Here is a 24,666-nt window from a genome sequence, read left to right as displayed (position 1 = left end):
CCAGGCAGACTCCAGAGAGGCTGACTTACTGTGTCGCACAAAGTGATCGTGTGGGGGACCGGAGTTGTAGGCAAGCTGGTGATACGCGAACTTCTCGACCACCCCGAGTTCGAACTTGTCGCCGTGATCGTGCACGACACTGTGAAGTACGGCGTCGACGTCGGCGAACTCGTCGGAGCCGAGAAGTGCGGACTGAGGGCAACAACCGACATCGATGCTGCGTTGGCAATCGACGCGGATGCGGTTGCGTACTTCGGTCCGACAGCCGCATATGCGGTCCAGAACATCGACAACATGTGTCGATCGCTGCGGTCGGGCAAGCACGTCGTATCGACCTCGATGACACCGCTCGTGTATCCGAAGCCGTGCCCGCGCGAGTTGAGGTCGGCGTTGGAGCAAGCCTGCGTCGAGAGCGGAAAAGCCTGTTTCACAACAGGAATCGATCCGGGCTTCGCGAACGACCTGTTCCCGATGACGCTGCTCGGCGTGTGCGGTCGGGTCGACAGTGTGCGGGTTCAGGAACTGCTCGACTATGCCAACTACGCAGGTGACTACAAGGCCACGATGGGTATCGGTGCGCCGGTCGAGACGCAGGCGATATTGCAGATTCCAGAGATCCTGATCTTCGCGTGGGGCCACACGATTCCGATGATCGCCGACGCGGTCGGAGTTGAGCTGGACCGAATCGACACCGTCTACGAAAAATGGCCTGCGACGGAGGCGATCGTCTATCCGTACGGGGTCATCGAGCCGGGGCAGACGGCGGCCGTTCGATTCGAGATTCGTGGTTGGGTCGCTGGCGAGGCGAAGATCGTGATCGAACACGTCAACCGAATCACCAATGCCGCGGCGCCGCATTGGCCGCGCGCGACCTCGGTCGAGAACGACGTCTACCGCGTCATCATCGAAGGAAGTCCGAACATCACGCAGGAGACCGCTTTTCGGGGTGGCCCCGACAACGATCCGATCGCCGGCGGCTGCCTCGCAACGGGAATGCGGGCGATCAATGCGATACCGGCCCTCGACGGCATCGCACCGGGACTCGTTTCGGCACTGGATCTTCCGCTGATCCCAGGCCGCGGCACCATCAGGGCACGCTCGTGAACATTCTGTTGACCGGCGCATTCGGCAACATCGGATCCGCCGTACTTGCGGAACTGTTGTCTCGCGGTCACCGGGTTCGGTGCTTTGCCAAAGACACTCGTGCCGACAGGAAGCGAGCCAGGGCCTTTTCGTCCGTCGACGATGTTCGATGGGCAGACATCCGTGATCCCGATGCGGTGGCGGGTGCAGTGGCGGGCGTCGACGTGGTGCTGCATTTCGCCGCGATGATTCCGCCCGCCAGCGAAGCGGCACCGACCCTCGCTCGGCAGATCAACGTCGACGGCACCGCCAACGTCATCGCTGCGTGTCAGCGTCAGGCCACGCCGCCCAGACTGATCTTCGCGTCGACCTTCGACGTCCACGGCAACACCCTCGACAAGCCGACCCCGCGACGAGTCGCCGATCCACTGCAGGCCATCGACAGCTACAGCGGCCACAAGATCGAATGCGAAGCGCTGGTGCGGAATTCGGGTCTGGACTGGTTCATCCCACGCTTCGTCGATGTGCCGATCATCGGGATCAGGCCCGCCGAACCGATCATGTTCGAGATCGGACTGCACAACCGAATCGAAGTCCTGCATCCACGCGATGCTGCACTGGCCATGGCGAACGCGCTGGAGACCGACGAAGTCTGGGGCACAACGCTGTTCATCGGTGGTGGTGCGAGTTGTCAGGTCACCTACCAGGAGTTTCTGACGCGGATTCTCACCGCTATGGGGCTGTCACCGTTGCCGGCGAAGGCGTTCAGTGACAAGGCCTACGCGACCGATTGGGTCGACACCGACGAGAGTCAGCGGCTGTTGCGCTATCAGCGTTACGACTTCGACTCGATCACGGCCGACATCGCCGCGACATTGGGGTGGAAGCGGTATCTGATGCCCGTCGCCCGCCCGCTGGCGCGGCGCTCGATGTTGAAAATGTCGCCCTATTGGCCTTCGGCCTCGTGAGTCCTTTTGGTGCGTAGGCCCTCCGAAAAGACTCACGAGCCGCTTGCGGCCTTCCAGATATATCGAACCTGCGGACGACCTGCCCGACCGTATTCGGTCTGCCTCTCGACGATGCTGTCGTCGGCGAGCTTTTCGAGGTACCGCCACGCGGTCACTCTCGATACCCCGACCGCCGCCCCGACCTCAGCCGCACCGAGTCCGTCCGTCGAATCCCGTACCGCTCGGGCGATTTCGTCCAGGGTCTGTGGTGCAACACCTTTAGGTGATGCCGAGCGCTCTTCCGGCGATCGCAAGACGCCCATCGCACGGTCGATGTCGCGTTGACTGACAGCGGATTCGCCCGCTGTCAACGCTTTTCGATACTCGACGTAGCGATCGAGTTTGTCTCGGAACGCGGAGAACGTGAACGGCTTGAGCAGATAGAGCACAACTCCGTGCGCGACCGCCGACCGCACCATCGCGAGGTCGCGCGCGGACGTTATTGCAATGACATCGGGGCTCGGCCGGGTACTGGTAAGTGCTGCAGCAACATCGAGTCCACTGATGTCAGGAAGACCGATGTCCATAAGCACCAGATCGATCGGGGTACCTGCCGCCGCGGCTGAGGCTGCTGCGCGCATCGCATCGCGACCCGTGTGGGCGACGCCGGCGACCTCGAATCCGGCGACGCGATCCACGTACGTTCGGTGTGCTTCGGCGATCAAGATTTCGTCTTCGACGATGAGCACTCGAATCATCGTCGGCCTCGTGTTCCGGCGCGTGGAATCGACACCACGACAGCTGCTTCGGGCTCCTGCTCGGCAACTATCGTGCCGCCGTGCCGAACGACCAACTGGCTGACCAGGGCAAGCCCCAACCCTCGGTGATCGTCCTTGGTCGAATATCCGCGACCGGTCGCCTTGGCGAACTGTTCGGTGCTCAGGCCCGGACCATTGTCGGCGACTCTGACCACGAGTTGCGAATCTACCTCGTGGACAGTCACTTCGACCCAGGCATCGGCGGAGGAGAGGGCGGCGTCGATCGCGTTGTCGGTCAGGTTGCCGATCAAGGTGACCGCCTCGGTGGTCGATAGGGGAGCAGACGACGCCAAGGCCGTCTCCTCGCTGACCGACAATTCGACTCCGCGTTCGGCGGCCTGGCCGATCTTGCCGAGCAACAGTGCCGCCAGTGCAGGTTCGTGTACCGACCCCATCAACCGGTCGATGAGGTGTTGCGACAGTGCAAGTTCCGACGTGGCGAACTGAACGGCATCGTCGTAGCGGCCGAGTTCGACCATGGTGATGACGGTATGTAACCGATTGGCCGACTCGTGGGCCTGGGATCGCAACGATTCGGCGAACCCGCGGACCGAGTCCAATTCGCCCATGACACTTTGTAATTCGGTGTGATCGCGGATTGTCAACACAGTCGCGACGACTCGGCCGTCGAATTCGACCGGGTCGGTGTTGACGACGAGCACTCGGTTGGTCGTCACGTGCATCTCGTCGTGCACCGACAATGGTGACAGGTCCCGCATGGATTCGGGCAGGTCGGTGCGGTGCACCGGACCGGCGGGCAGGTCGAGCAACCGTCGTGCCTCGTCGTTGACGACGTCGGCGACATCGGGCGAGTCGACGCCGAACACAACAAGGCCCTCGTGAATCGAATGCAGTACGGCGTCGTTGTGCTCGTACATGGTGCGAAGTTCGTCCGGCGCCATACCGTGCGTTTGGCGTCGCAGCCGGCGACTCAGCAACCACGAACTGACAACGGCCATCGCGAGGCCGGCTGCCGTGATGCCGAGAATGATCGGCAGGCCACGCGTCACCTGCTCGCCGATACGCGCCCGCGTCACGCCCGCCGATACGCGCCCGCGTCACGCCCGCCGACACCAATCCGACGACAGTGCCTGCATCGTCGTACACGGGCGTGACGGACCGAATGGATGGACCGAGCGAACCCGCGTACGTCTCGGTGAAGGTTTCACCCGCGAGTGCCTGGTCGATGTTGCCGGAGAAGAGTTGGCCGATCAGCTCGGGGTTCGCGTGCGTGTAGCGCGTGCCATCCGGCGCCATGACGACGATGAAGTCCATTCCCGTCGCGAGTCGGATGCGTTCGGTCTCCGGTTGCAATATCGCGGTCGGGTCCGGTGAACGCAACGCGTCCGCGGTCGAGCGTGCCTGCGCCAAGCTCACGGCGATCCCGACGACCTCTTCCCTCGTTGCCGAGTCGCTGTCACGCCGGGCGTCGACGATCGCAAGGACGGTACCTGCGGCGATGACGATCGTCAGGACCAAAAGCTGCAGGACGAGGACCTGTCGCGCGAGCGAAACGCGCCCCGCCGTCACACGTCCTCGGGTCACTCGGCCTCCTTCGACACGCTGGTTCCGGTTCGAGTAACCGAGCCTTTGTGAACGTAATGAACGCAATCGTGACTCACATCACGTCCGCAGGCCAACATTCTTACTGAGGCGAAGTGATTCACCTCACTTCACCACCCGACACGGGAGTGGACACCAGATGACTACTCGCAATATTCGCCCTGATGACAACCCAGTAACTGAGAAGCCCAAGAAGAGGGACAAGACCCACTGGCTCTACATGGCGGTCATCGTCGCCGTGTTCGCGGGCATCCTGGTCGGCTGGCTAGCGCCCGACACCGGCAAATCCTTCGGCGTGCTCGGCACGATGTTCATCAGCCTGATCAAAATGATTATCAGCCCGGTGATCTTCTGCACGATCGTGCTCGGCATCGGATCGGTGAAGGCCGCGGCAAGCGTCGGCAAGGTCGGTGGCCTTGCACTCGCCTACTTCATCGCCATGTCGACCGCCGCACTTGGAATCGGCCTTCTGGTCGGCAACCTCCTGCAGCCGGGCAGCGGTCTCGACATCCCCGAAAATGCAGGGGCCGGCGCCGACTACGCCGAGACAGCGCACGGCGCGGGCGGAACGATGGACTTCTTCCAGAGCATCATTCCGACGTCGCTGCTGTCCTCGCTCACGGCAGGCAGTGTGCTGCAAACCCTCTTCGTTGCCCTCCTCGTCGGCTTCGGTCTGCAGGCGATGGGTAAGGCAGGCGAGCCGATCGTCCGTGGCGTCGGCCATCTGCAGAAGCTGGTCTTCCGCATCCTTGCGATGATCCTGTGGCTCGCACCGATCGGCGCCTTCGGTGCCATTGCGAACGTCGTCGGCCAAACCGGACTCGACGCGGTCGTCCAACTCGGCACCTTGATGCTGGCGTTCTACATCACCTGTGCAATCTTCGTCTTCGGCATCCTCGGCCTCATCCTGAAGTTCGTGTCCGGCTTCTCGATCTTCCGCCTGGTTCGCTACTTGGCGAGGGAGTACCTGCTCATCGTCGCCACTTCGTCGTCGGAGTCTGCGCTGCCCCGCTTGATCGCCAAGATGGAGCACCTCGGCGTGGAGCGCACCACCGTCGGAGTTGTTGTCCCGACCGGATATTCGTTCAACCTCGACGGCACCGCGATCTACCTCACGATGGCGTCGATCTTCATCGCCGACGCCATGGGACAGCCGCTTGCACTGTCTGAGCAGCTCGGGTTGCTCGCCTTTATGATCATCGCCTCCAAGGGCGCCGCCGGCGTCAGCGGTGCAGGCCTTGCGACACTCGCAGGCGGACTGCAGAGCCACCGTCCGGAACTCCTCGACGGTGTCGGCCTGATCGTCGGAATCGACCGGTTCATGTCGGAAGCTCGTGCAGTGACCAACTTCTCGGGCAACGCAGTCGCCACGATGTTGGTCGGCACCTGGACGAAGACGATCGACAACGACAAGGTCAAGGAAGTCTTCGCTGGCAACGATCCATTCGACGAGGAGACCATGGTCGACGACCACGGTCCGACCCCCGAGGATGACGCGAGGCCCTCGAACGAGGGACCAGCGAAAGAGAAAGCGCTGGTATAGGGTCCCGCGCTACACGTGAGTCCTTCCGGGGTGTCCAGTCCTCCGGAAGGACTCACTCGTGTGTACGGCCAGTTTGTAGGGCCGAGTTCATTCTCGGGGAACGACCTGTACACCTTCGGCTGCGACAGTGAAACCCATGAGCGGTGAACTGATCGTTTCGATCTCCGGTATCAGGACCGAAACCCTTTCCGCCGCGACCGACTTCGCCGATGCGATGGATGGTCGCGGTGTTCGGCTTTCCCTCCTGGTCGCGCCGCGGCTGCCCGACAAGTACAGGCTCGTGCGTGACGAGCACACGCAGGACTGGTTGCGCGCCAGGCGTGATGGTGGCGACGCCATCGTGTTGCACGGCTACGACCAGGCAGCGACGAAGCGCCGTCGAGCGGAGTTCGCGGCACTGCCCGCGCACGAGGCTCGGCTACGGCTCATCGCCGCTGACCGTGTCCTCGAAGAAACCGGTTTGCGGACAAGGATTTTCGCTGCACCACAGTGGTCCGCATCGGACGGAGCGATGGCAGCGCTACCCGGTGCGGGTTTCCGCGTCGCTGCCGGTCTGAGTGCGATCCACGACCTGGACCGCGGCGACTCCGTGCGCGCGCGGGTTCTCGGAATCGGTGAGGGGTTTCGAGCGGAGCCGTGGTGGTGCCGAGCGTTGGTCATGGGTGCCGGCCGGATTGCGCGAAAGGAAGGCACACTCCGGCTTGCGATCTCGGCGAAGCAGCTCGGGCGATCGGGACCGCGCCAAGCATTGCTGGACGCGGTCGATCTCGGGTTGTACCACGGCGCGAATTCCGAGGTCTACCGGTCGATGTCGGAGCCGCAGTCCCGCGCTGCCTGACCTGACATCAGCGCAATTGCAGTGCTTCCTCTTCCGGTAGTACCCGGAATTCCGTGCCCTCGGAGGCCATTTCCTTCAGCCGCGCGTAGTAGATGCCGCGGCCGGCGTCGGAGACGACCTCCTGGTGGATCGGAAACGCGAAACGTGGTGCGACAGCACGGAGGTAGTCGATCGTCTCGCTGAGCTTCATCCACGGAGCCGCAGCGGGGAGCGCGAGGATGTCGACTGCGACGTTCGGGACGAACAGTGAATCCCCTGGATGCAGCAACCTGCCGGGTTCGTCCTTCGTGCCGAGCAGATACGCGATGTTGTCGACCAACGGGATGTCCGGATGGATGACGGCGTGAGTTCCGCCCGCCCCCGTGACTTGGATGCCGCCGATGTCGAAGACGTCTCCCGCACGCACGGCTGTCCACGCCGGACCGAGTTTCGCCGCGGTCTGCGGATCGGCGTACAACTTGGCGCCGGGATTCGCCTCGACAAGCGCGGGCAGTCGATCGGTGTCGGCGTGATCGGCGTGCTGGTGGGTGATGAGGATGGCGTCGAGGCCGTCGATGCCTTCGAAACCGTGAGAGAACGATCCGGGGTCGAAGAGGATCTTCGTGTCGTTGTCCTCGACGAGGATGCAGGAGTGCCTGAAGTGACTCATTCGCATACGTACGAGTATGCGCCGGATCGTCGCTGTGGTGGACCGGTAAACTCCATGGTCGTCGAACCTTTCAAGGTTCTCCAGCGCCGAAGAACCGCAATATCGAGCGAGGAGTTTCACGTGGCCCGAGTCGTGGTCGATGTCATGCCGAAGGCTGAGATCCTGGATCCGCAGGGGCAGGCCATAGTCGGCGCACTGCCACGCCTCGGATTCGATGGTGTGTCCGACGTGCGTCAGGGCAAACGTTTCGAACTCGAAGTCGACGACAATGTCGACGACACCGAGTTGGAGAAGATCGCCGAATCACTGCTGTGCAACACGGTGATCGAGGACTGGAAAGTGACACGTCTGCCATGACCGCCAAGATCGGTGTCATCACATTTCCGGGAACCCTGGACGACGTCGATGCAGCACGCGCTGTCACGCTCGCCGGTGCCGAACCCGTCGCACTGTGGCACGCGGACGCCGACCTCAAGGGTGTCGACGCAGTTGTCGTGCCGGGTGGCTTCTCCTACGGTGACTACCTCCGCGCGGGAGCAATTGCACGCTTCGCCCCGGTGATGGGCGAAGTGATCCGGGCGGCAGGCACGGGCCTGCCGGTGTTGGGAATCTGCAACGGCTTCCAGGTGCTCTGCGAAGCCGGATTGCTGCCAGGCGCATTGACCCGCAACGAAGGTCTGCACTTCATCTGCCGTGACCAATGGCTGCGCGTCGACTCGAACTCGACGGCCTGGTCGTCGCGGTACGAGGTCGGTGCCGAGATCCTGGTGCCACTCAAGTCGGGCGAAGGCCGCTTCCAGGCATCCGAGCAGGTGCTGGACGAGTTGGAGGGCGAAGGTCGCGTCGTATTCCGGTACTCGGGCGACAACCCGAACGGCTCGCAGCGCGGAATCGCCGGTATCGCCTCGGCGAACGGTCGGATCGTCGGACTGATGCCGCACCCGGAACATGCAACCGAAGCATTGACCGGACCGAGCGACGACGGGCTCGGGTTGTTCCTTTCGGTGCTCGACTCGCTGGTGTCCGCATAACAGATGGTCGTGTCGCGGATTGACTGAGTCGACGCCGCCCGCCCGCGGCTCGTTGCTTCGACGGAACGCGTCGTTCCGTTTGCTGTGGTCGTCACGCGCGACGTCGTATCTCGGTGAATCGCTCGGTCTGGTTGCGCTGCTCGTGCACCTGGAGGGCACATCGCGCGCAGCGATCGCGGCAGCAATGCTGCTTGTCGCATGCGACTTCGTGCCAGGTCTGTTCGGGCCGCTGGCGGGTGCAATCGCCGATAGGTTCGATCTGCGTCGCGTAATGATCGGATGTGAGGTCGCGCAGGCGTTGCTGACCGCGGTCATTGCCATCTGGCTGCCGGCACTGCCAATTTTGCTTCTGCTCGTCGCAATTCGAGGTTTTGCCGCACAGATCTATCTGCCAGCATCTCGCAGTGCCGTCCCCGGTCTCGTCGACGATCGAGACGTCGAGTCGGCGAATTCGACACTCGGCGCAGGAACCTACGGACTCGAAGCAGCCGGACCACTTGTCGCTGCAGCACTTTTCGGGCTGCTCGATGTTCGCGAACTACTGCTGATCACCGCCACTAGTTATCTGATCGCTGCAGTCGTTCTTGTTGCACTCCCGAAACTACCGTCCGCTCACGTAGATATCGAGCAAGGACTATTCACATCGACGCGGGCGGGGGTCGGCTTCCTCTGGTCGGCACCGGCGATCCGGGTGATCGCCGTCGGCTTCTTCGCGATCGTCGCATTCAACGGCGTCGACGATGTGGCCTTGGTGTTTCTCGCGAAAGACTCACTGCACGGCAGTGATTCGGAGGCTGCAGCGCTGTACGCGGGTGTCGGCATAGGACTGGCGATCGGCTATCCGCTGCTGGCGCGCTACGCATCCCGCTTCCCCACGGTCGCTCTATTGATCGTGGGGTTCGGCATCAGTAGCCTCGGCAATCTCGCAACCGGACTCGCCGGTGTCGTGATCACGGCGTTGCTGATTCAGATCGTTCGAGGGCTCGGGCTGACGGCCTTGGATGTCGCAATCAACACCCACTTACAGCGAACAGTGCCCCGCGAGGTACTTGGCCGGGTGTTCGGCACGCTCTACGGTTTGGTCGGCGTCGCGGCAGGACTTTCGTATCTTTTCGGAGGCATCCTGCTCGAGTTGACCGACGCTCGAACGACTTTCGTGGTCGCTGGCGTCGGTGGGCTGCTGGTGACCGTGGTGACGGCTCTCGCGCTGCGACGTGTCAGTTCTTCGACATCTTGAACGGCGCATCGTGTTCGGTGATCAACCGTTCCATGCGGGCCTCGCGCAGCATCGCCTCCTCCTGCTGATCGCGGACGACCTTCGCCAACGTGAAGCAGCTGGTCACGAGGAACAAGGCGGTCATGATCAAGAAGCCCTTCTGCCACGGATCGATCGGCAGGTAGTAGACGCCGACAAGCGTGCCGAAGAGGCTGACGCCGAACGCGACGACTGCCTGGATGTAGAAGGCGGTGGTGTTGCGGGACTTCGCAGTTGGGGTTGTCATGCCTCAGAATTGTGCCGATCGGGGCTGATCGACACGTGAGTACGATTACTCGAGAAGGTTGGGTAGTTCCGCCGCGAGGGGGCGAGCTGCACCGCTGTAGGCATAATCTCGGTGCATGCCGCCGACAACTAACGCGACCGCAGCCCGACTGTGCACGTTCATCGACGCGTCGCCGTCACCGTTCCATGTCTGCGAGACGGTCGCTGCCCAGTTGACCGACGCCGGTTTCGTGGAGTTGGCCGAGTCGGCCGCGTGGCCAGTCGCCGAGGGCAAGTACTTCGTCGTCCGAGGCGGGTCACTCGTTGCATGGAGTACCGAGGGTGTGGCACCGCTTGCTCCGTTCCGGATCGTGGGTGGCCACACGGACAGCCCGAACCTGCGCGTCAAACAACATCCCGATCTGACCTCGGCCGGGTGGCAGTTGGTCGGACTGGAACCCTATGGCGGAGCGTGGCTGAACTCGTGGCTCGATCGGGACCTCGGTCTGTCGGGACGGCTCGCGGTTCGCGTCGGAAATGTTGTGCAGCAGAAGCTGGTTCGGGTCGATAGGCCGGTCTTGCGGGTGCCGCAACTCGCGATCCACCTGAGCGAAGACCGCAAAGGAGTGCACCCCGATCCGCAGCGCCACATCAACGCGGTGTGGGGAACCGGCACGTCGCCTGGGTTGATCGAGTACTTGGCCGCTGAGGTCGGCGAGGATGCGGATGCCGTCCTCGGTTGGGAATTGATGACGCACGACTTGGCGCCCAGTGGCGTGATCGGTGTGGAATCAGACTTGGTCAGCGCGCCGCGACTCGACAATCAGGGCACTTGCTATGCGGGAACGCAAGCGTTGCTCGCCGCGGTGCAGGAGCCCGGATCGGTCGTTCCGGTGTTGGCCTTGTTCGACCACGAAGAGGTCGGCAGTACCTCCGACCGTGGCGCGCAATCCGATCTGTTGAACACGGTGCTGGAGCGGGTCGTCCTTGCGGGCGGTGGCGGGCGGGAGGAGTTTCTGCGGACGATGTCGGAATCCGTCTGCGCCTCAGGCGATATGGCGCACGCGACGCATCCGAACTATCCGGATCGGCACGAACCTGCCCATCGCATCGCGATCAACGGCGGTCCGGTGCTCAAGGTGAACCAGAATTTGCGTTATGCGACAGACGCTTCCGGGGCCGGAGTGTTTGCCTTGGCCTGCGAGCAGGCGGGAGTTCCGTTGCAGCGCTATGTACATCGAGCAGACCTGCCGTGCGGTTCGACGATCGGTCCCATCACCGCAGCGCGCACAGGTCTGTCGACTGTCGACGTGGGTGCGGCGCAGCTCGCGATGCACTCGGCTCGTGAGCTGATGGGTGCCCACGACGTTGCCGGCTATGCGAACGCGCTCGCAGCCTTCCTAGGGCCTTCGGCCTCGTGAGTCCTTTCGGAGGTCGGGCCCTCCGAAAGGACTCACGAGCAGCTTGCTGCCTCCTGGAACCGTTTCTCGTTCTCCCGCGTCCAAGTTGAGTAGAGGACAACGGTTTACGAGGGGGAGTGATGACGGACCTGCAATTCGGGTATCGGGGGGACGATCTCGACGAGGTCGATTCGGAGGTCGGTAGCGCGCCGATCGGGTCGTCGGCTGTGCGGATCGAACTCGACGGTTTTTTGCTGCCGACCGCGGTCGAGATCAGCCGCAACTGGCACGAACTCGTGGGAGCGGCGGAGATAGGACGCGAGATCTTCGCGGCCTACAACCAGGCCGTCGCACAATTTGTCGTCGACTCGCTCAGCGCAGGCAAGCTGGAGCATCGAGGTGCTATACCGCCGCGCCGCACGCAGCACATGGTGCTGCTGGAGACCACAACCTGGGACGAGTACGCAGCCGCAAGCGACGCGATGTTCGACCACCGGTCGGTGACCGTGCACGGCCACGCCACCGACCGGTGCGAACCAGCCGTAACGGTCATGGCAGACAGGACGTCGATACTGCGGATCACCGTGTGGTCGGAATGGGCGCAGACGGCACGAGCAGGCGACATCAAATCCGAAATACTCTGGTGTGCAGACCAATTGCGCCAGCAGCAGCCCGTGTTCGCCGTGCGCGGCGACTACACGCCGTTCTCCGACGAAGAACTGGCCGCTCAGCATTCCGAGCATCGATTCGCACTGATCCGGAGCAGGCCGATCAATGGCTGAGCCACCCAGCGGAGAACAGGTCAGCGCCGCACTCGAACGGATGCGGCATGTCGCGAGTGCGTGGCGACAGGTCGCGAGCGCACTTGCCGAGGCCGCCGCAATGACCGACGACACCGAGCTGACTCGACTGCAGGCCGGGTTGTTTCAGATCGCATTCGACAAATACGCCGAGGCGCCCAGGTATTTCCGTGATCGGCTTGCGGAGGGCACTGCCGTCATGGGCCAGATCGCTGCAACGCTCTCCGACAACGCAAACGCGTACGCAATCGAAGAGGCGCTGCTGTTGCACGAACTCAACAGGATGTGGTGAGTCATGGATACTCGCGAGCAATTGATAGCTGCGATCGAATCGATAAACGCAGAGACAGAGACTGTGCGGACGATGCCTGACGATGTCCAAGAGAAGTTCGAAGAGGTTATCTCTGCAATCCGCTGGGGCGGTGGTCTCGGCGGCCTGTCATTCGGCGGCGTCTTCGGCGCTGCTGCCGGCCTCGCCGCAGCCAACGAGATCGCGGATGCGCTGTGGGAGCGTCGGGACAAGATTCACGAAGTGCTGTCGCAGGTAACAGAGAAGCTCGGTGAGATCGCCGAAGGCATCTTCGCGCCGGTCACCTTCATCGACAAGGCTGCAGTGTGGCGAGACATCAGCGCGAAAGCCGCTGAGGCATACAACTTTCAGAGCGGCACGTCGTTGCGATCCGACTGGTCCGGTATCGCCGCCGATCGATACTTCGACGCCGCATCGCGGCAGGAAAAGGCATTGAACGCGGTGCCGGCGTTGGCGACGTCGATTGCAAGCACCCTCGAAACGCTCGCTGGCAACATCCTGAAGTTCTACTCCACGGTGGCGGAGAGCTTGGCCACGTTCATCACAAACGTCACGACCAGTCTTGCTGCCATCGTCGGGAAAGGTCCACTCGCAGTGTTCGAGGCCGACGAGATTGTGAGGCTGGTAAACAGCGTCAAGGATCTCGTTATCGACGTGGTGTTCAAACTCGGACAATTGGGCCAGGAAGAATTGATCGCCGGCAACCAACTCGGATCCGCAGTGGGGTCGAACATCGGGCTCGGTTATCAATGGCCGCCCGCCGTTGCACCGGGCGCTGCCTACGATGATGCGTCAGTTGCAGATGGCTCCAACGAATGGTCCGTCAACACCGACATCCGTCTGTCCGAGAGGACGCCGCGATGAAGCGACCGTCGCAGCTGTTTATAGGCCTCGCGATCGTCACCGTGATCTTCTCCGTATTTGTGGCGTGGGCTGCTTGGGCCGTTCTATCGATCAACAGGTCCGACCCAGCACCCAAGTCGCCACATGCAGAAAAAGAACTGTGCGCCGCGGTTTCCAACTTCTTGAAAGACGGACGCGGACGCGGGCCGACGACGATCTCCACGCCCGCAGATGGCAACGAACCGATCGGCAGGGTTGGATCTTGTTACTTCATGAACGACCGCGACGAGGCGTATGCGTCTGTGCATCTGCTCAGCGAATCGGAATCGGCGGATCGGGTGTTCCCCCCGCCAGGTGAGGAAACAGTGCTCGGCAGTTCCAAGCCGGTCACCCTCGACCTTCGCTTCGGCGGGGTCAAGCTGGAGACAGTATTGGGCCCGTGGAAAGCGTGGTTCACCATCGATCCCGAGGCAGAAATCGACATGACCCGTGAGCGAATCGAGGAAGCTGCCGAGTTACTGATTCGGCTGACCGAGGACCTGCATGAATAACGACGGAGGCTATCGAAGGTCGGCTACAAAATTACCTGCGGCACTCGTCGTGCTCGTTGCGCTAGGAGCAGCGATCATGGTCGCGTTGGTCGGTTGGACGGTGTGGGTGGTCACCAGTTCGAACGACCCGTCCGTGCCCGCGCCGCGGTCGTCGAAAATCGTTCGCGACCTGTGCAATCCGATGCTCACGTTCTTGGAGGACGCGCGGTCCAACGACCTACCGTTGGTCAGGGCGGAGGTCAGCAAATACGACGACAAAGGTTTGAACGATCGCGTCGACGCACGGGCCGGCTGCTTGTTCTTCGCTGGCAGCGAGCAGATCGGAAGCATGTCGGTATACAGTTCGCCGCCGTCGTTCGAGGATCGGACGTGGCCTCCAATCGGGGACGAGGTGTTCGGCAGTTACTCTCCGACGATCACGATCGACCGACATCGGGGCTTCTCGTTGCAGACCGTGCGTGACTCGTGGGACGTCGACGTCACGATCTATCCCGAAGCAGAAATCGGCGCCACACCCGAACGCATCGACGAGGCGGCCGACCTCCTGATCCAGCTGACCGAGGACCTCCGCGAATAGTGCACAGGTGGCGGGTGTCACGCCCGCGTACTGGCGAAGCATGAGGTGTCGTGGTACCCGTCTAGACTCGACACAGGCTTCTCACCGCGGCGACGCCTTTCTTCGCCCCCTCATCGCCGGCATTGCGTCGCTGCTACACCCAACGTCGCTTCGCTCGCTCAGGTCGAAAGGACACCCACCCTCCGTGTCTACGCACGTCGATACTGTCACCACCGCCACCGCGAATCCCGATACCCCGCAGCCCTTCAAAGAGCTGGGTCTGAAGGAAGACGAGTACGCGCGTATCAAGGAGATCCTCGGCCGGCGTCCAACCGATGCCGAACTGGCGATGTACTCGGTGATGTGGAGCGAGCACTGCTCCTACAAGTCCTCGAAAGTGCACCTGCGCTACTTCGGCGAGACGACTACCGACGAGATGCGGTCGTCGATGCTGGCAGGCATCGGTGAGAACGCTGGTGTTGTCGACGTCGGTGACGGCTGGGCGGTGACGTTCAAGGTCGAAAGCCACAACCATCCCTCCTACGTCGAGCCGTACCAGGGTGCAGCTACCGGCGTGGGCGGCATTGTCCGCGACATCATGGCAATGGGTGCGCGTCCGATCGCGGTGATGGATCAACTGCGCTTCGGTGCAGCGGATGCGCCGGATACGCGTCGGGTGGTCGACGGGATCGTGCGTGGCGTCGGTGGTTACGGCAACTCGCTCGGCCTGCCCAATGTCGGCGGCGAGACCGTGTTCGACCCGTCGTACGCGGGCAACCCGCTGGTCAACGCCTTGTGCGCTGGTGTCATGCGGACCGAAGACCTTCACCTCGCCTTCGCGTCGGGTGCCGGAAACAAGATCATTCTGTTCGGCGCAAGGACGGGCCTCGACGGCATCGGCGGCGTGTCGGTGCTCGCGTCGGAAACGTTCGACGGCGACGAGACCGGCGGCGGGCGCAAGAAGCTCCCGGCCGTTCAGGTCGGCGACCCGTTCACCGAGAAGGTACTCATCGAGTGCTGTCTCGAGCTCTACCAAGCCAAGATCGTGATCGGCATTCAAGACCTCGGCGGAGCCGGCCTGTCGTGCGCGACGTCCGAGCTCGCCGCGGCAGGCGACGGCGGCATGCACATCGAGCTCGACAAGGTTCCGATGCGTGCCACAGGCATGACGCCTGCCGAGGTGCTGTCGAGCGAGTCACAGGAGCGTATGTGCGCCGTTGTCGCGCCCGAGAACGTCGACGCGTTTATGGCCGTGTGCCGCAAGTGGGATGTGCTGGCAACCGTTATCGGCGAAGTGACCGACGGTGAGCACCTTGTTGTCACCTGGCACGGCGAGACCGTTGTCGACGTGCCGCCGCGGACCGTCGCACACGACGGACCCGTCTACGAACGCCCGGTGCAGCGCCCGGACGATCAAGACGCCTTGATCGCCGCAACGCCTGATCACTTGACGCGACCGCAGACCCCCGACGAACTGCGCGCGACTCTGCTGCAGATGATCGGCAGCCCGCAGTTGTGCAGCCGCCGGTGGATCACCGAGCAGTACGACCGCTACGTGCGTGGCAACACCGTTCTCGCCGAGCACGCCGACGCAGGCGTGATTCGCATCGACGAGACGACAGGTCGTGGCATTGCACTTGCCACCGACGCGTCGGGCCGCTACACCAAGCTCGACCCGTACGTCGGTGCACAGCTCGCACTTGCCGAGGCGTTCCGCAACGTCGCCGTGACAGGTGCGACGCCGAAGGCGGTCACCAACTGCCTCAACTTCGGGTCGCCGGAAGATCCCGCTGTGATGTGGCAGTTCCAACAGGCCGTCCGTGGTCTCGCCGACGGTTGCGTCACCCTCGGCATCCCGGTAACCGGCGGCAACGTCAGCTTCTACAACCAGACCGGACAGACGCCGATCCTCCCGACCCCGGTCGTCGGTGTGCTCGGCGTCATCGACGATGTACGTCGTCGCATCCCGACCGGTCTCGGACTTGAACCCGGCGAATCGCTGATTCTGCTCGGCGACACACACGACGAGTTCGGTGGCTCGATCTGGTCGCAGGTTGTGCACGACCACCTCGGTGGAGTTCCGCCGAAGGTCGACTTCGCGCGCGAGCAGCTTCTCGCCGACGTCCTGCTCGCCGGTTCGCGTGACGGAATGATCAGCGCCGCACACGATTTGTCCGAGGGTGGGCTTGCCCAGGCGGTCGTCGAAGCAGCGTTGGCGGGCGAGACCGGTTGCCGAATCCTGCTTCCCGAAGGCGCCGACCCGTTTGTCGCGTTGTTCTCCGAATCGTCTGGACGGGTACTCGTTGCCGTACCGCGTACCGAGGAGACGCGGTTCACCAATATGTGTTCGGCGCGCGAATTGCCTTGGGTACGAATCGGTGTGGTCGATCAAGGCTCCGACTCGGTCGAGGTGCAGGATCAATTCTCGGTGACACTCGACGAGCTGCGCTCGACGTTCGAAGGGACGCTTCCCGCGATCTTCGGTGCGCACGTCAGCTGAGACAGGGGAGTACGACTTGACCGAATCCGCGCTCGTGGGTGAGGACCCGCAGAGAGCCGCGGGTGGGTCGGCGGATGACACGAGCGACGAAGCGCCGCACCATCGTTCGTGGCGATTCGACCTGACCCGCACCGCCAAACGGATGTGGCGCGTCATCGACCTGAACTTCGTCGGTCTTGTGGTGGCTGGGTTGTTCTTCGCGTGGTCGGTCACCCCGTCTTTGCTACCGCGCGACTGGATGTTTCAAGGTCTGATCAGCGGAATCAACGCCGCGATGGGCTACGGCTTCGGCTGTGTTCTGCAATGGCTCTTCCGTAGCCTCGTGTTGCCGAAACTACGGATATCCGATCCGCCGCAATGGGTTTCGAACTCTGTCCGGCTAGCGGTCGTCGTCACAGTTGTGGCCGGTTCTGCCTACATGCTGATTCAGGCGGCGCATTGGCAGCGTGAACTCACCGCACTTATGGGTATGGAAGGCACAACCACACCGGCCTATCTGCGGACCGGTGCGCTGAGTTTCGCGGTGGCCGCCGCCGTCGTCGCGGCGTTTCGCACAGTGCGCGAAATGGTCCGCTGGACAGCGAAAGCGCTGAACCGTTGGGTTCGGATCCCGCGGGCGCTCGCCCCGACGGCCGGGTTCGTCATCATGGTCTTTCTCACGGTCACATTGGTCAACGGTGTCCTGTCCACCGCGTTGTTCGCAGTGGCCAACTCGGCCTTCAGCGTCCGCAACGACCTGACCTCACCTGCCGCGGTGCAGCCGGATCTTCCCGAACGGTCGGGTAGCCCGGCCTCTCTGGCGAAATGGGAGACGCTCGGTTCGGAGGGGCGATGGTTCGTCTCGCAGGGACTCGACGCCGCACAGCTCGGATTGTTGACCGGTCGCGTTGCGCAAGAACCGATTCGGGTTTACGCCGGATTGGAGTCGGCGCAGAACCCCGAAGCGCAAGCCGAGTTGGCCGTCGCGGAGTTGGAACGAACAGGCGCGTTCGATCGGGCTGTGCTCGTGGTCGTGACCACCACCGGAACGGGGTGGGTGAACACCAACTCGGCTTCGGCGATCGAATTGATGTACGGCGGCAACTCGGCGATCGTGGCGACGCAGTACTCGTATTTGCCGAGTGTGCTGTCGTTTCTCGCCGACCGAACCAAGGTTGCCGACGCGGGCAAGCTGTTGTTCGACAAGGTGCACGAACACTGGGCTGCCCGGCCGGAGGGGCAACGACCGAAGCTGTACGTCTACGGCGAGAGCCTCGGATCGCAGGGTTCGGAAGCGGCGTTCGACGGTATCGCCGATTTGCGGACCAAGGTAGACGGTGCGCTTTGGGTCGGCCCGCCGAACTCGAATCGCATTTGGGAGCAATTCGTTTCGCGGCGTGATCCGGGTTCTCCGGAAGCCGAGCCTGTGTATGCCGACGGTTTGGTCGTGCGGTTCGCGGGCGATGCCGGCGACCTCTCGCACCCCGCGGGTCCCTGGCTCGCCCCTCGCGTTGCGTACCTGCAGCACGCGTCGGACCCGATCGTGTGGTGGTCGCCCGACCTGCTCTTCGAACGACCGGACTGGCTCAGTGAGGACCGTGGTTCGGACGTCTCACCCGACATGACATGGCGTCCGTTCGTCACGTTCTGGCAGGTCGCCGCTGACCTCACGAATGCGCAAGGTGTCTCCGACGGGCACGGTCACAACTACGGAACGCTGGTCCTCGATGCGTGGGCTGCCGTCGCGACGCCGCCGGATTGGTCGGCACAACGCATGGAGCAGATCCGGGCAATCCTGGTCATGCTCGCCGACCGAGAGCAGGACGTGAAGTGAGCCGCGATCGGGCGGAGGCGCTTGTCGCAGTGGCAACTGCGTTGACGTGGAGCAACCTGGTGCTGCCACGTCTCGGACTGGGAAGTCGCGGACGGACGGCTGCAAATGCGGTGTTTGCCACTGCCTTCGATCGAGCGATCCACGCAACCAACCCAGACCTCGCCCCAGTGCCATGGACCTCACGCGAGGGGACCGCACTCGGTGTCGCGGTCGCTGCCGTTCCCGTCGCTGGGTACGGCGTGATCGCTTCGGTCCCAACGTTGCGGGAGGCGGTCGCAGGGCATGCCGGCGAACGCCGGACTCCGCTCGAATTCGCAGAATGGATCGGGCTGCACATCCCGGTCGGCACCGTGTACGCGGAGGAAACGATCTTCCGCGGAACGTTGGATCCGCTGTCGGAGAACGTATTCGGAGTCGAAATCGGCAGCGCGGTCGCAGCGCTCATCTTCGGGCTGTGGCATATTCACCCAGCACGTGCGGCAGGTGACAATGTCGCGGCGACGGTCGTAGCTACCGCCGTTGCGGGTTACGGTTTCGGGCTTCTGCGTCGCCGTGGTGGCAGCCTTGCCGCACCCGCGTTGGTACATCTTGCGATCAACGTCGTCGGTGCCTTCACGACGCGCCTCGGTTCGGACGCGAGATGAAGCCGGCGACACCCGACCTGCGCACCAGCCTGCTGGCCGTCGCCGCCTGGCTGCACGACGAGACTCTGCCCAAGCCCCCGCGCGCTGACCTCGCGACGGCGGTTCGAGTGTCGGCACGAGCGCTTGCCAAGGATGCACCTGGGTCGTCGGTCGAGGTGCGGATTCCGCCTTTTGTTGCGGTGCAATGCATTACCGGTCCACGGCACACCCGTGGCACCCCACCGAACGTCGTCGAGACAGACTCGCGGACCTGGCTGCTCCTCGTCGCAGGCCTGCTGGACTTCGGTACCGCGCTCGATTCGGGCGCGCTCACCGCGTCGGGTGGGCGTGCGGCCGAGGTCGGTCAGTGGCTACCGCTCGTGCCGCTACCACGGCCGCCTCAGCCCTAGGCCGTTACGTCGTCTGCCTTGCGGTGGAAGCCTTTTCGGTCGTAGACGCGCGTTGCGACGGTGCCGACGACGAGGCCGGTGATGAGGCCGAAGACCGTCATCCAGAACGCGTGCAATAGACCGGAGTCGTATCTGGCGTCGTAGTAGAGGATGGCGCGCACGCCGATGAACACCTGGTGCAGCGGTTCGAAATTGGCGAGCCAGGCGAAGAACGGCGGCTGACCTTCCAGCGGGACGGTACCGCCCGACGAAGGCACACCCAGAATGATGAACAGAATCAGGTTGATGACGAGGCCGGCGGTACCGAACGCCGCCATGATCGAGGTCGCTGTAATGCCAACTGCCGCAATGGCGAAGGCGCCGTAGGCGAACAGCGTCGCGGGTCTGGTCACAGGCATGTCGAGGAACGTCGAGATGCCCAGATAGAGCCCGGACACAACTATTCCGACGACGATCATGATCACCCACTTCACGACCAGCGTGTGGAACCGCGACACGTGGACCGACGGGTTGTAGATGTACCAGGGGCCGAATTCGGCAGGTGCGAAACCGAGCTGAGCGTCGACGAGGGAACTGACGATCATCGCTCCGGTGAACCCTGCGAGCAGGAGCAGCAGTGCGTAGTAGAACGCGGCAAGTCCGTTGCCCGAACCCGCGGGCAGTGGGTTGTATTGCGCTGTCTCGATCTGGATCGGTTCGGCGAGCACCAATCGACTCGCCCCGGAGATGGGGGTCGGTGTCGGGCCCGCGTTCAATTGCGCGATGACCTGCTCGGTCAACTGCTTGCCGACCGTCGTATTGACCTGTTCCATTGCCTGGTCGTAGATCGTTGTGGCAATACTGATCGCGAACGTGCCAGCTCGTGGATTCGTCTTGACCGTGATGACGGGCTTCTCGACGTCGCCGTCGACGACGCTTGCCTGCGCGAGGATGAGCAGCCGCTTGCTGAAGTCGCTCGGAATGACGATCGAGCCGTAGATTTCGCCCTTGCGCAGCAGCGTCTGCTCTTCGGCGATACCGACCTGACGCAGGTCGACCTTGTCCTTCGGGATCCCGTCGACAAGTCCCTGCACGATCTGGTCACCGAACGTCTGACGCTGAGTCGTCCCGTCGGGTGCGACGACGTTCTCGCCTTCGTCCTGGTTGACGACGGCGATCGGGAAGTCGTGCAGGTTCTTCTGCGGGTCGAGAATGCTGTCCAGATAGAGCACCGCGAGCAGCGACATCACCAGTCCGACGACGACGACCGGTGCCAGCCACACTCGTGGGTTGCGGATCGAAGCAATTGTTGCGGCCTTAACGCTCGAGTCGTCGCTAGTCACGGGCGTGACGCTAGCATTCGACGTAGATGGCGGCCCGACGTTCCACAGGGTGTTCTCCAGAGCGTGATTTGCCCGACATTCGCGGGACGAACGCCCAGGTACACCGGGTTCATCGCGATTGGTTGGCTCGCAGTGGCGCGGATCACCCGTAGACTAGGCAAGCACCCCTCACCCAGCCGCAAAGGGAGCGCCCCGGTGACTACAGCCGATACATCGGTCGACAGTCCACTTCACCAAGCGAACGATCTTCCGGACCAGGACGAGAACGAACCCCGCGAAGAATGTGGAGTTTTCGGCGTCTGGGCTCCCGGGGAAGATGTTGCCAAGCTCACCTATTACGGTCTTTATGCGCTACAGCACCGTGGCCAGGAAGCGGCTGGCATCGCAGTCGCCGACGGGTCGCAGGTCCTCGTGTTCAAAGATCTGGGGTTGGTCAGCCAGGTTTTCGACGAGCAGACCCTCGCCGCCATGCCTGGCCACGTCGCCATCGGCCACTGCCGCTACTCGACCACCGGGTCCACGAGCTGGGAAAACGCGCAGCCGGTTTTCCGGACGACCGCGGTCGGGACCGGCTTGGCGCTCGGGCACAACGGCAACCTGGTCAACACCGGTGAACTTGCCGACCGCGCGCGCTCAGCAGGTTTGATCAATTCGCGTAGAGCGATGGCCGCGACGTCGGATTCCGACGTGATCGGCGCACTCCTCGCACACGCCGCCGCCGATCGCACGATCGAGCAGGCAGCGATGGAGCTGCTCCCCACGGTCCGCGGCGCCTTCTGTTTGACGTTTATGGACGAGAACACCCTGTACGCGGCTCGCGATCCGCACGGCGTTCGTCCGCTCTGCCTCGGCAGGCTCGACCGCGGTTGGGTTGTCGCCAGCGAAACCGCCGCGCTCGACATCGTCGGTGCGTCGTTCGTTCGCGAGATCGAGCCCGGCGAACTGCTTGCGATCGATGCAGACGGTGTCCGGTCTTCCCGGTTCGCCAATCCCGAGCCCAAGGGCTGCGTCTTCGAATACGTCTATCTGGCTCGTCCCGACAGCGTTATCTCGGGTCGGTCCGTACACGCCGCTCGAGTCGAGATCGGCCGTCGACTCGCCAAGGAGCACCCCGCCGAGGGCGACCTCGTCATTCCCGTCCCGGAATCGGGTACCCCCGCCGCGGTCGGCTACGCGCAAGGGTCCGGCATCCCGTACGGCCAGGGCCTGATGAAGAACGCCTATGTCGGGCGCACCTTCATTCAGCCGTCGCAGACGATTCGTCAGCTCGGCATTCGACTCAAGCTCAATCCGTTGAAGGAAGTCATCCGCGGTAAGCGGCTGATCGTCGTCGACGATTCGATCGTCCGCGGGAACACCCAACGCGCCCTCATCCGCATGCTGCGTGAGGCCGGAGCGTTGGAGATCCACGTGCGGATCGCGTCGCCGCCCGTCAAGTGGCCGTGCTTCTACGGCATCGACTTCGCGTCGCCTGCCGAACTGATTGCCAACGGCGCCGACACGATCGACGAAATGCTCGAAGGTGTCCGTCGTTCGATCGGCGCCGACACGCTCGGCTACATCTCTATCGACGGCATGATCGCCGCGACGGAACAGCCGCGATCTCGGTTGTGCGCGGCCTGTTTCGACGGTAAATACCCCATCGCGCTGCCGCACGAGGAAGCGATCGGTAAGAATCTGCTCGAGGGTGTGCTGACGGCGTCGACGCCTCGTAAAGTTGCACCCGCCGACGACAACGTGAGTGCGCTCAGCAGGCCTTAGTTCCCGTTTTATTTCCTTTTTCGTTTGCGCTGCGCAGGAAACGGTTCATCGGTAGATTGCGCAGAGTTGAAATTCAACCGCAATCGAGCGAGTCGACGCCGGTACCTCTGCGACTGAGCGGGCTCGGGGATCGGGGCACCGCATGGCTGGGTCGGGACAGGCTAAATCACCTCTGATCGGTACGGGCAGAACACGTACTGCCGAGCATGGCGGCAGGCGGCGACGCCACGGCACGATATCCACGGTAGGAATGCTCGGCGTCGTCGCGTTGGTCGCCGCTGGGTGTGGCTCCGGCCGCACGGACGAGGGTTCCGGCGCGGCCGACACGGGTGATGCGATCGTCGTCGGCACGACGGACAAGATCGTCACACTCGATCCTGCGGGCGCTTACGACAACGGTTCGTTCACGCCCATGAATCAGGTCTATCCGTTCCTGATGAACTTCGCACCCGGCAATCCGACGCTCGCTCCGGACGCCGCAGAAAGTTGCGGCTTCTCGCAGCCGACCGTCTACACATGCAAGCTCAAGCCGGGACTGAAGTTCGCGAACGGCAATCCGCTCACAGCGACGAGCGTGAAGTTCTCCTACGACCGAATCACCAAGATCAACGATCCGAACGGTCCGGCGTCGTTGCTCGGCCAGCTCGAAAAGACCGATGTGGTAGACGATCTCACGGTCGCATTCACGCTCAAGGCCGCAAACGACCAAACGTTCCCGCTCGTGCTCGCGACCAATGCTGGTCCGATCGTCGACGAGAAGGTGTTCCCCGCGGACAAAATCCTCGACGATGCCGAGATCGTGGAGAAGAAGCCGTTCGCCGGACCCTATTCGATCGAGAGCTACCAGAAGAATCAGCTCGTCGAGTACAAGGCGATCCCGGACTACAACGGCATTCTCGGCAAGCCGAAGACCGATGCGATCACCGTCAGATACTTCGCGACGACCGACAGCCTCAAGATCGACACACAGAACAACGACATCGATGTGGGCTTCCGTTCCTACAGCCCAACGGATCTCGAGTCGCTTGCAGGTATGGACAACGTCGTCGTCCACGAGGGCATCGGCGGCGAACTGCGCTACATCGTGTTCAACATGAATACGATGCCGGGTGATACGCCGGAGCAGAAGCTGGCTGTGCGCAAGGCGATCGCGTCGTCGGTCGACCGTGACGCACTCTCCAACGACGTCTACAAGGGAAACTATCTGCCCGCGTATTCGTCTGTGGTCGAAGGACTTCCAGGCGCAAAGCCGTCCTACAAAGAGATCTACGGCGAAAAGCCGAACAAGGAAGCTGCCGCGAAATTCCTCGCGGACGCGGGAGTTGCGACGCCCGTCGTGCTGAATCTGCAATACAACCCGGACCACTACGGCGGCAGCAGCTCCGAGGAATATGCCGCGATCAAGTCGCAACTCGACGCCACCGGGTTGTTCACGGTGAATCTACAGTCGACCGAATGGGTCACCTACCAGAAGGAACGGGTGCAGGACGCATACCCGCTCTATCAGTTGGGCTGGTTCCCCGACTTCGTCGACGCCGACAACTACCTCACCCCCTTCTTCGCGCCGAACAACTTCCTGCAGAACCACTTCGAGAATCCGGTGATCACCGATCTGTTGGTCAAGGAGACAACGGAACCCGACAAGGCCAAGCGTGAAGAGATTCTGCGTCAGGTCCAGGACGAGCTTGCCCGCAACTACATTTCGATGCTGCCGTTGCTCGCAGGCAAGCAGTTCGCGGTGTCCGGTAAGAACATCGCCGGTGTCGACGAGACGCTCGACGCGTCGTTCAAGTTCCGCTACACCGTCCTGAGCAAGAACTGACAG

At 62.9% G+C, this 24,666-nt stretch carries 23 protein-coding genes and 1 pseudogene; 19 read left to right on the top strand and 5 right to left on the bottom strand.

The window, feature by feature from the left end; translation table 11 throughout:
• Window positions 1-30: 30 nt before the first annotated feature.
• A complete protein-coding gene (locus ACHIRB_RS07895; RefSeq protein ID WP_395112407.1) occupies window positions 31-1,104 on the top strand; it encodes an NAD(P)H-dependent amine dehydrogenase family protein in 1,074 nt (357 codons plus the stop codon).
• Complete coding sequence (locus tag ACHIRB_RS07890; protein ID WP_395112408.1) at window positions 1,101-2,051, top strand: NAD-dependent epimerase/dehydratase family protein; 951 nt, start codon at window positions 1,101-1,103, stop codon at window positions 2,049-2,051. The genes ACHIRB_RS07895 and ACHIRB_RS07890 overlap by 4 nt, the downstream gene beginning before the upstream one ends.
• A 32-nt stretch (window positions 2,052-2,083) precedes the next feature.
• Here ACHIRB_RS07890 and ACHIRB_RS07885 read toward each other — a convergent pair whose 3' ends face one another.
• Both ACHIRB_RS07885 and ACHIRB_RS07880 read right to left on the bottom strand, forming a co-directional pair.
• Window positions 2,084-2,788: a response regulator gene (locus tag ACHIRB_RS07885; protein WP_395112409.1), complete on the bottom strand. Its 705-nt coding sequence runs from the start codon at window positions 2,786-2,788 to the stop codon at window positions 2,084-2,086.
• A pseudogene (locus ACHIRB_RS07880) lies at window positions 2,785-4,378 on the bottom strand (ATP-binding protein). Before ACHIRB_RS07880 ends, ACHIRB_RS07885 begins: the two are co-directional and overlap by 4 nt.
• A 172-nt stretch (window positions 4,379-4,550) precedes the next feature.
• Here ACHIRB_RS07880 and ACHIRB_RS07875 point away from each other — a divergent pair.
• Both ACHIRB_RS07875 and ACHIRB_RS07870 read left to right on the top strand, forming a co-directional pair.
• Window positions 4,551-5,954 carry a cation:dicarboxylate symporter family transporter gene (locus ACHIRB_RS07875; protein ID WP_395112410.1) on the top strand — a complete coding sequence of 468 codons (1,404 nt, stop codon included), beginning with the start codon at window positions 4,551-4,553 and terminating at the stop codon, window positions 5,952-5,954.
• A 136-nt stretch (window positions 5,955-6,090) separates the two neighbouring features.
• Complete coding sequence (locus ACHIRB_RS07870; protein ID WP_395112411.1) at window positions 6,091-6,792, top strand: DUF2334 domain-containing protein; 702 nt, start codon at window positions 6,091-6,093, stop codon at window positions 6,790-6,792.
• A 7-nt stretch (window positions 6,793-6,799) separates the two neighbouring features.
• On the opposite strand, the gene ACHIRB_RS07865 is transcribed toward ACHIRB_RS07870, so the two are convergent.
• The gene (locus ACHIRB_RS07865; protein ID WP_395112413.1) at window positions 6,800-7,447 is read right to left on the bottom strand and encodes an MBL fold metallo-hydrolase; all 648 of its coding nucleotides are present in this window, start codon (window positions 7,445-7,447) and stop codon (window positions 6,800-6,802) included.
• 114 nt (window positions 7,448-7,561) lie between these two features.
• On the opposite strand from ACHIRB_RS07865, the gene purS reads away from it, so the two are divergent.
• Genes purS through ACHIRB_RS07850 form a run of 3 tightly spaced genes read left to right on the top strand, consistent with a single transcriptional unit; the run spans window position 7,562 to window position 9,709 of the window.
• Window positions 7,562-7,798, top strand: a complete 237-nt coding sequence (purS, locus tag ACHIRB_RS07860; RefSeq protein ID WP_199705173.1) for a phosphoribosylformylglycinamidine synthase subunit PurS — start codon at window positions 7,562-7,564, stop codon at window positions 7,796-7,798.
• Window positions 7,795-8,472, top strand: a complete 678-nt coding sequence (gene purQ / locus ACHIRB_RS07855) for a phosphoribosylformylglycinamidine synthase subunit PurQ (RefSeq protein WP_199705175.1) — start codon at window positions 7,795-7,797, stop codon at window positions 8,470-8,472. Before purS ends, purQ begins: the two co-directional genes overlap by 4 nt.
• Before the next feature lie 19 nt (window positions 8,473-8,491).
• Entirely contained in the window at window positions 8,492-9,709 is a 1,218-nt protein-coding gene (locus tag ACHIRB_RS07850) for an MFS transporter (protein ID WP_395124654.1), read from the top strand.
• Here ACHIRB_RS07850 and ACHIRB_RS07845 read toward each other — a convergent pair.
• Complete coding sequence (locus ACHIRB_RS07845) at window positions 9,690-9,974, bottom strand: YiaA/YiaB family inner membrane protein (RefSeq protein ID WP_199705179.1); 285 nt, start codon at window positions 9,972-9,974, stop codon at window positions 9,690-9,692. The two genes, ACHIRB_RS07850 and ACHIRB_RS07845, sit on opposite strands and share 20 nt — an antisense overlap.
• Window positions 9,975-10,089: 115 nt before the next feature.
• Here ACHIRB_RS07845 and ACHIRB_RS07840 point away from each other — a divergent pair, with 115 nt between their 5' ends.
• The 10 genes from ACHIRB_RS07840 (at window position 10,090) to ACHIRB_RS07795 (ending at window position 19,758) form a co-directional block, all read left to right on the top strand.
• Entirely contained in the window at window positions 10,090-11,373 is a 1,284-nt protein-coding gene (locus tag ACHIRB_RS07840; protein WP_395124656.1) for a M18 family aminopeptidase, read from the top strand.
• A 119-nt stretch (window positions 11,374-11,492) separates the two neighbouring features.
• A complete protein-coding gene (locus tag ACHIRB_RS07835; RefSeq protein WP_395124657.1) occupies window positions 11,493-12,134 on the top strand; it encodes a hypothetical protein in 642 nt (213 codons plus the stop codon).
• Window positions 12,127-12,444: a hypothetical protein gene (locus ACHIRB_RS07830; RefSeq protein ID WP_395124658.1), complete on the top strand. Its 318-nt coding sequence runs from the start codon at window positions 12,127-12,129 to the stop codon at window positions 12,442-12,444. Before ACHIRB_RS07835 ends, ACHIRB_RS07830 begins: the two co-directional genes overlap by 8 nt.
• Before the next feature lie 72 nt (window positions 12,445-12,516).
• The gene (locus tag ACHIRB_RS07825) at window positions 12,517-13,326 is read left to right on the top strand and encodes a hypothetical protein (RefSeq protein ID WP_395124659.1); all 810 of its coding nucleotides are present in this window, start codon (window positions 12,517-12,519) and stop codon (window positions 13,324-13,326) included.
• Complete coding sequence (locus ACHIRB_RS07820) at window positions 13,323-13,856, top strand: hypothetical protein (protein ID WP_395124660.1); 534 nt, start codon at window positions 13,323-13,325, stop codon at window positions 13,854-13,856. The genes ACHIRB_RS07825 and ACHIRB_RS07820 overlap by 4 nt, the downstream gene beginning before the upstream one ends.
• Complete coding sequence (locus ACHIRB_RS07815) at window positions 13,849-14,433, top strand: hypothetical protein (protein ID WP_395124661.1); 585 nt, start codon at window positions 13,849-13,851, stop codon at window positions 14,431-14,433. The genes ACHIRB_RS07820 and ACHIRB_RS07815 overlap by 8 nt, the downstream gene beginning before the upstream one ends.
• A 184-nt stretch (window positions 14,434-14,617) precedes the next feature.
• Window positions 14,618-16,912 (top strand): phosphoribosylformylglycinamidine synthase subunit PurL, encoded by a 2,295-nt coding sequence (gene purL / locus ACHIRB_RS07810; protein ID WP_395124662.1) that lies wholly within the window; start codon window positions 14,618-14,620, stop codon window positions 16,910-16,912.
• Window positions 16,913-17,054: 142 nt separating this feature from the next.
• The gene (locus ACHIRB_RS07805) at window positions 17,055-18,725 is read left to right on the top strand and encodes an alpha/beta hydrolase (RefSeq protein ID WP_395124683.1); all 1,671 of its coding nucleotides are present in this window, start codon (window positions 17,055-17,057) and stop codon (window positions 18,723-18,725) included.
• Window positions 18,722-19,369: a CPBP family intramembrane glutamic endopeptidase gene (locus ACHIRB_RS07800; RefSeq protein ID WP_395124663.1), complete on the top strand. Its 648-nt coding sequence runs from the start codon at window positions 18,722-18,724 to the stop codon at window positions 19,367-19,369. The genes ACHIRB_RS07805 and ACHIRB_RS07800 overlap by 4 nt, the downstream gene beginning before the upstream one ends.
• Window positions 19,366-19,758: a sterol carrier family protein gene (locus ACHIRB_RS07795; RefSeq protein ID WP_395112429.1), complete on the top strand. Its 393-nt coding sequence runs from the start codon at window positions 19,366-19,368 to the stop codon at window positions 19,756-19,758. Before ACHIRB_RS07800 ends, ACHIRB_RS07795 begins: the two co-directional genes overlap by 4 nt.
• Here ACHIRB_RS07795 and ACHIRB_RS07790 read toward each other — a convergent pair.
• Entirely contained in the window at window positions 19,755-21,080 is a 1,326-nt protein-coding gene (locus ACHIRB_RS07790) for a YhgE/Pip domain-containing protein (RefSeq protein ID WP_395124664.1), read from the bottom strand. The two genes, ACHIRB_RS07795 and ACHIRB_RS07790, sit on opposite strands and share 4 nt — an antisense overlap.
• 195 nt (window positions 21,081-21,275) lie before the next feature.
• Here ACHIRB_RS07790 and purF point away from each other — a divergent pair, with 195 nt between their 5' ends.
• Window positions 21,276-22,841, top strand: coding sequence for an amidophosphoribosyltransferase (gene purF, locus ACHIRB_RS07785; RefSeq protein WP_199705196.1), 1,566 nt, complete (start codon window positions 21,276-21,278; stop codon window positions 22,839-22,841).
• Window positions 22,842-23,091: 250 nt separating this feature from the next.
• Window positions 23,092-24,663 (top strand): ABC transporter substrate-binding protein, encoded by a 1,572-nt coding sequence (locus ACHIRB_RS07780; RefSeq protein WP_395124665.1) that lies wholly within the window; start codon window positions 23,092-23,094, stop codon window positions 24,661-24,663.
• The last annotated feature ends 3 nt before the right edge of the window (window positions 24,664-24,666 follow it).

It is taken from the genome of Antrihabitans spumae, from assembly GCF_043944905.1.
Lineage (GTDB): Bacteria > Actinomycetota > Actinomycetes > Mycobacteriales > Mycobacteriaceae > Antrihabitans > Antrihabitans spumae.
Note: the sequence above shows the minus strand (reverse complement) of the source record. Positions and strands in the feature narration are given on the sequence as shown.

Excerpts from the sequence above, each read along its gene's own strand:
- ACHIRB_RS07885 (WP_395112409.1), bottom strand. The coding sequence starts at position 2,788 with ATGATTCGAGTGCTCATCGTCGAAGACGAAATCTTGATCGCCGAAGCA.
- ACHIRB_RS07875 (WP_395112410.1), top strand. The coding sequence starts at position 4,551 with ATGACTACTCGCAATATTCGCCCTGATGACAACCCAGTAACTGAGAAG.
- ACHIRB_RS07870 (WP_395112411.1), top strand. The coding sequence starts at position 6,091 with ATGAGCGGTGAACTGATCGTTTCGATCTCCGGTATCAGGACCGAAACC.
- ACHIRB_RS07865 (WP_395112413.1), bottom strand. The coding sequence starts at position 7,447 with ATGCGAATGAGTCACTTCAGGCACTCCTGCATCCTCGTCGAGGACAAC.
- purQ (WP_199705175.1), top strand. The coding sequence starts at position 7,795 with ATGACCGCCAAGATCGGTGTCATCACATTTCCGGGAACCCTGGACGAC.
- ACHIRB_RS07845 (WP_199705179.1), bottom strand. The coding sequence starts at position 9,974 with ATGACAACCCCAACTGCGAAGTCCCGCAACACCACCGCCTTCTACATC.
- ACHIRB_RS07840 (WP_395124656.1), top strand. The coding sequence starts at position 10,090 with ATGCCGCCGACAACTAACGCGACCGCAGCCCGACTGTGCACGTTCATC.
- ACHIRB_RS07835 (WP_395124657.1), top strand. The coding sequence starts at position 11,493 with ATGACGGACCTGCAATTCGGGTATCGGGGGGACGATCTCGACGAGGTC.
- ACHIRB_RS07830 (WP_395124658.1), top strand. The coding sequence starts at position 12,127 with ATGGCTGAGCCACCCAGCGGAGAACAGGTCAGCGCCGCACTCGAACGG.
- ACHIRB_RS07825 (WP_395124659.1), top strand. The coding sequence starts at position 12,517 with ATGCCTGACGATGTCCAAGAGAAGTTCGAAGAGGTTATCTCTGCAATC.
- ACHIRB_RS07820 (WP_395124660.1), top strand. The coding sequence starts at position 13,323 with ATGAAGCGACCGTCGCAGCTGTTTATAGGCCTCGCGATCGTCACCGTG.
- ACHIRB_RS07815 (WP_395124661.1), top strand. The coding sequence starts at position 13,849 with ATGAATAACGACGGAGGCTATCGAAGGTCGGCTACAAAATTACCTGCG.
- ACHIRB_RS07805 (WP_395124683.1), top strand. The coding sequence starts at position 17,055 with ATGTGGCGCGTCATCGACCTGAACTTCGTCGGTCTTGTGGTGGCTGGG.
- ACHIRB_RS07795 (WP_395112429.1), top strand. The coding sequence starts at position 19,366 with ATGAAGCCGGCGACACCCGACCTGCGCACCAGCCTGCTGGCCGTCGCC.
- ACHIRB_RS07780 (WP_395124665.1), top strand. The coding sequence starts at position 23,092 with ATGCTCGGCGTCGTCGCGTTGGTCGCCGCTGGGTGTGGCTCCGGCCGC.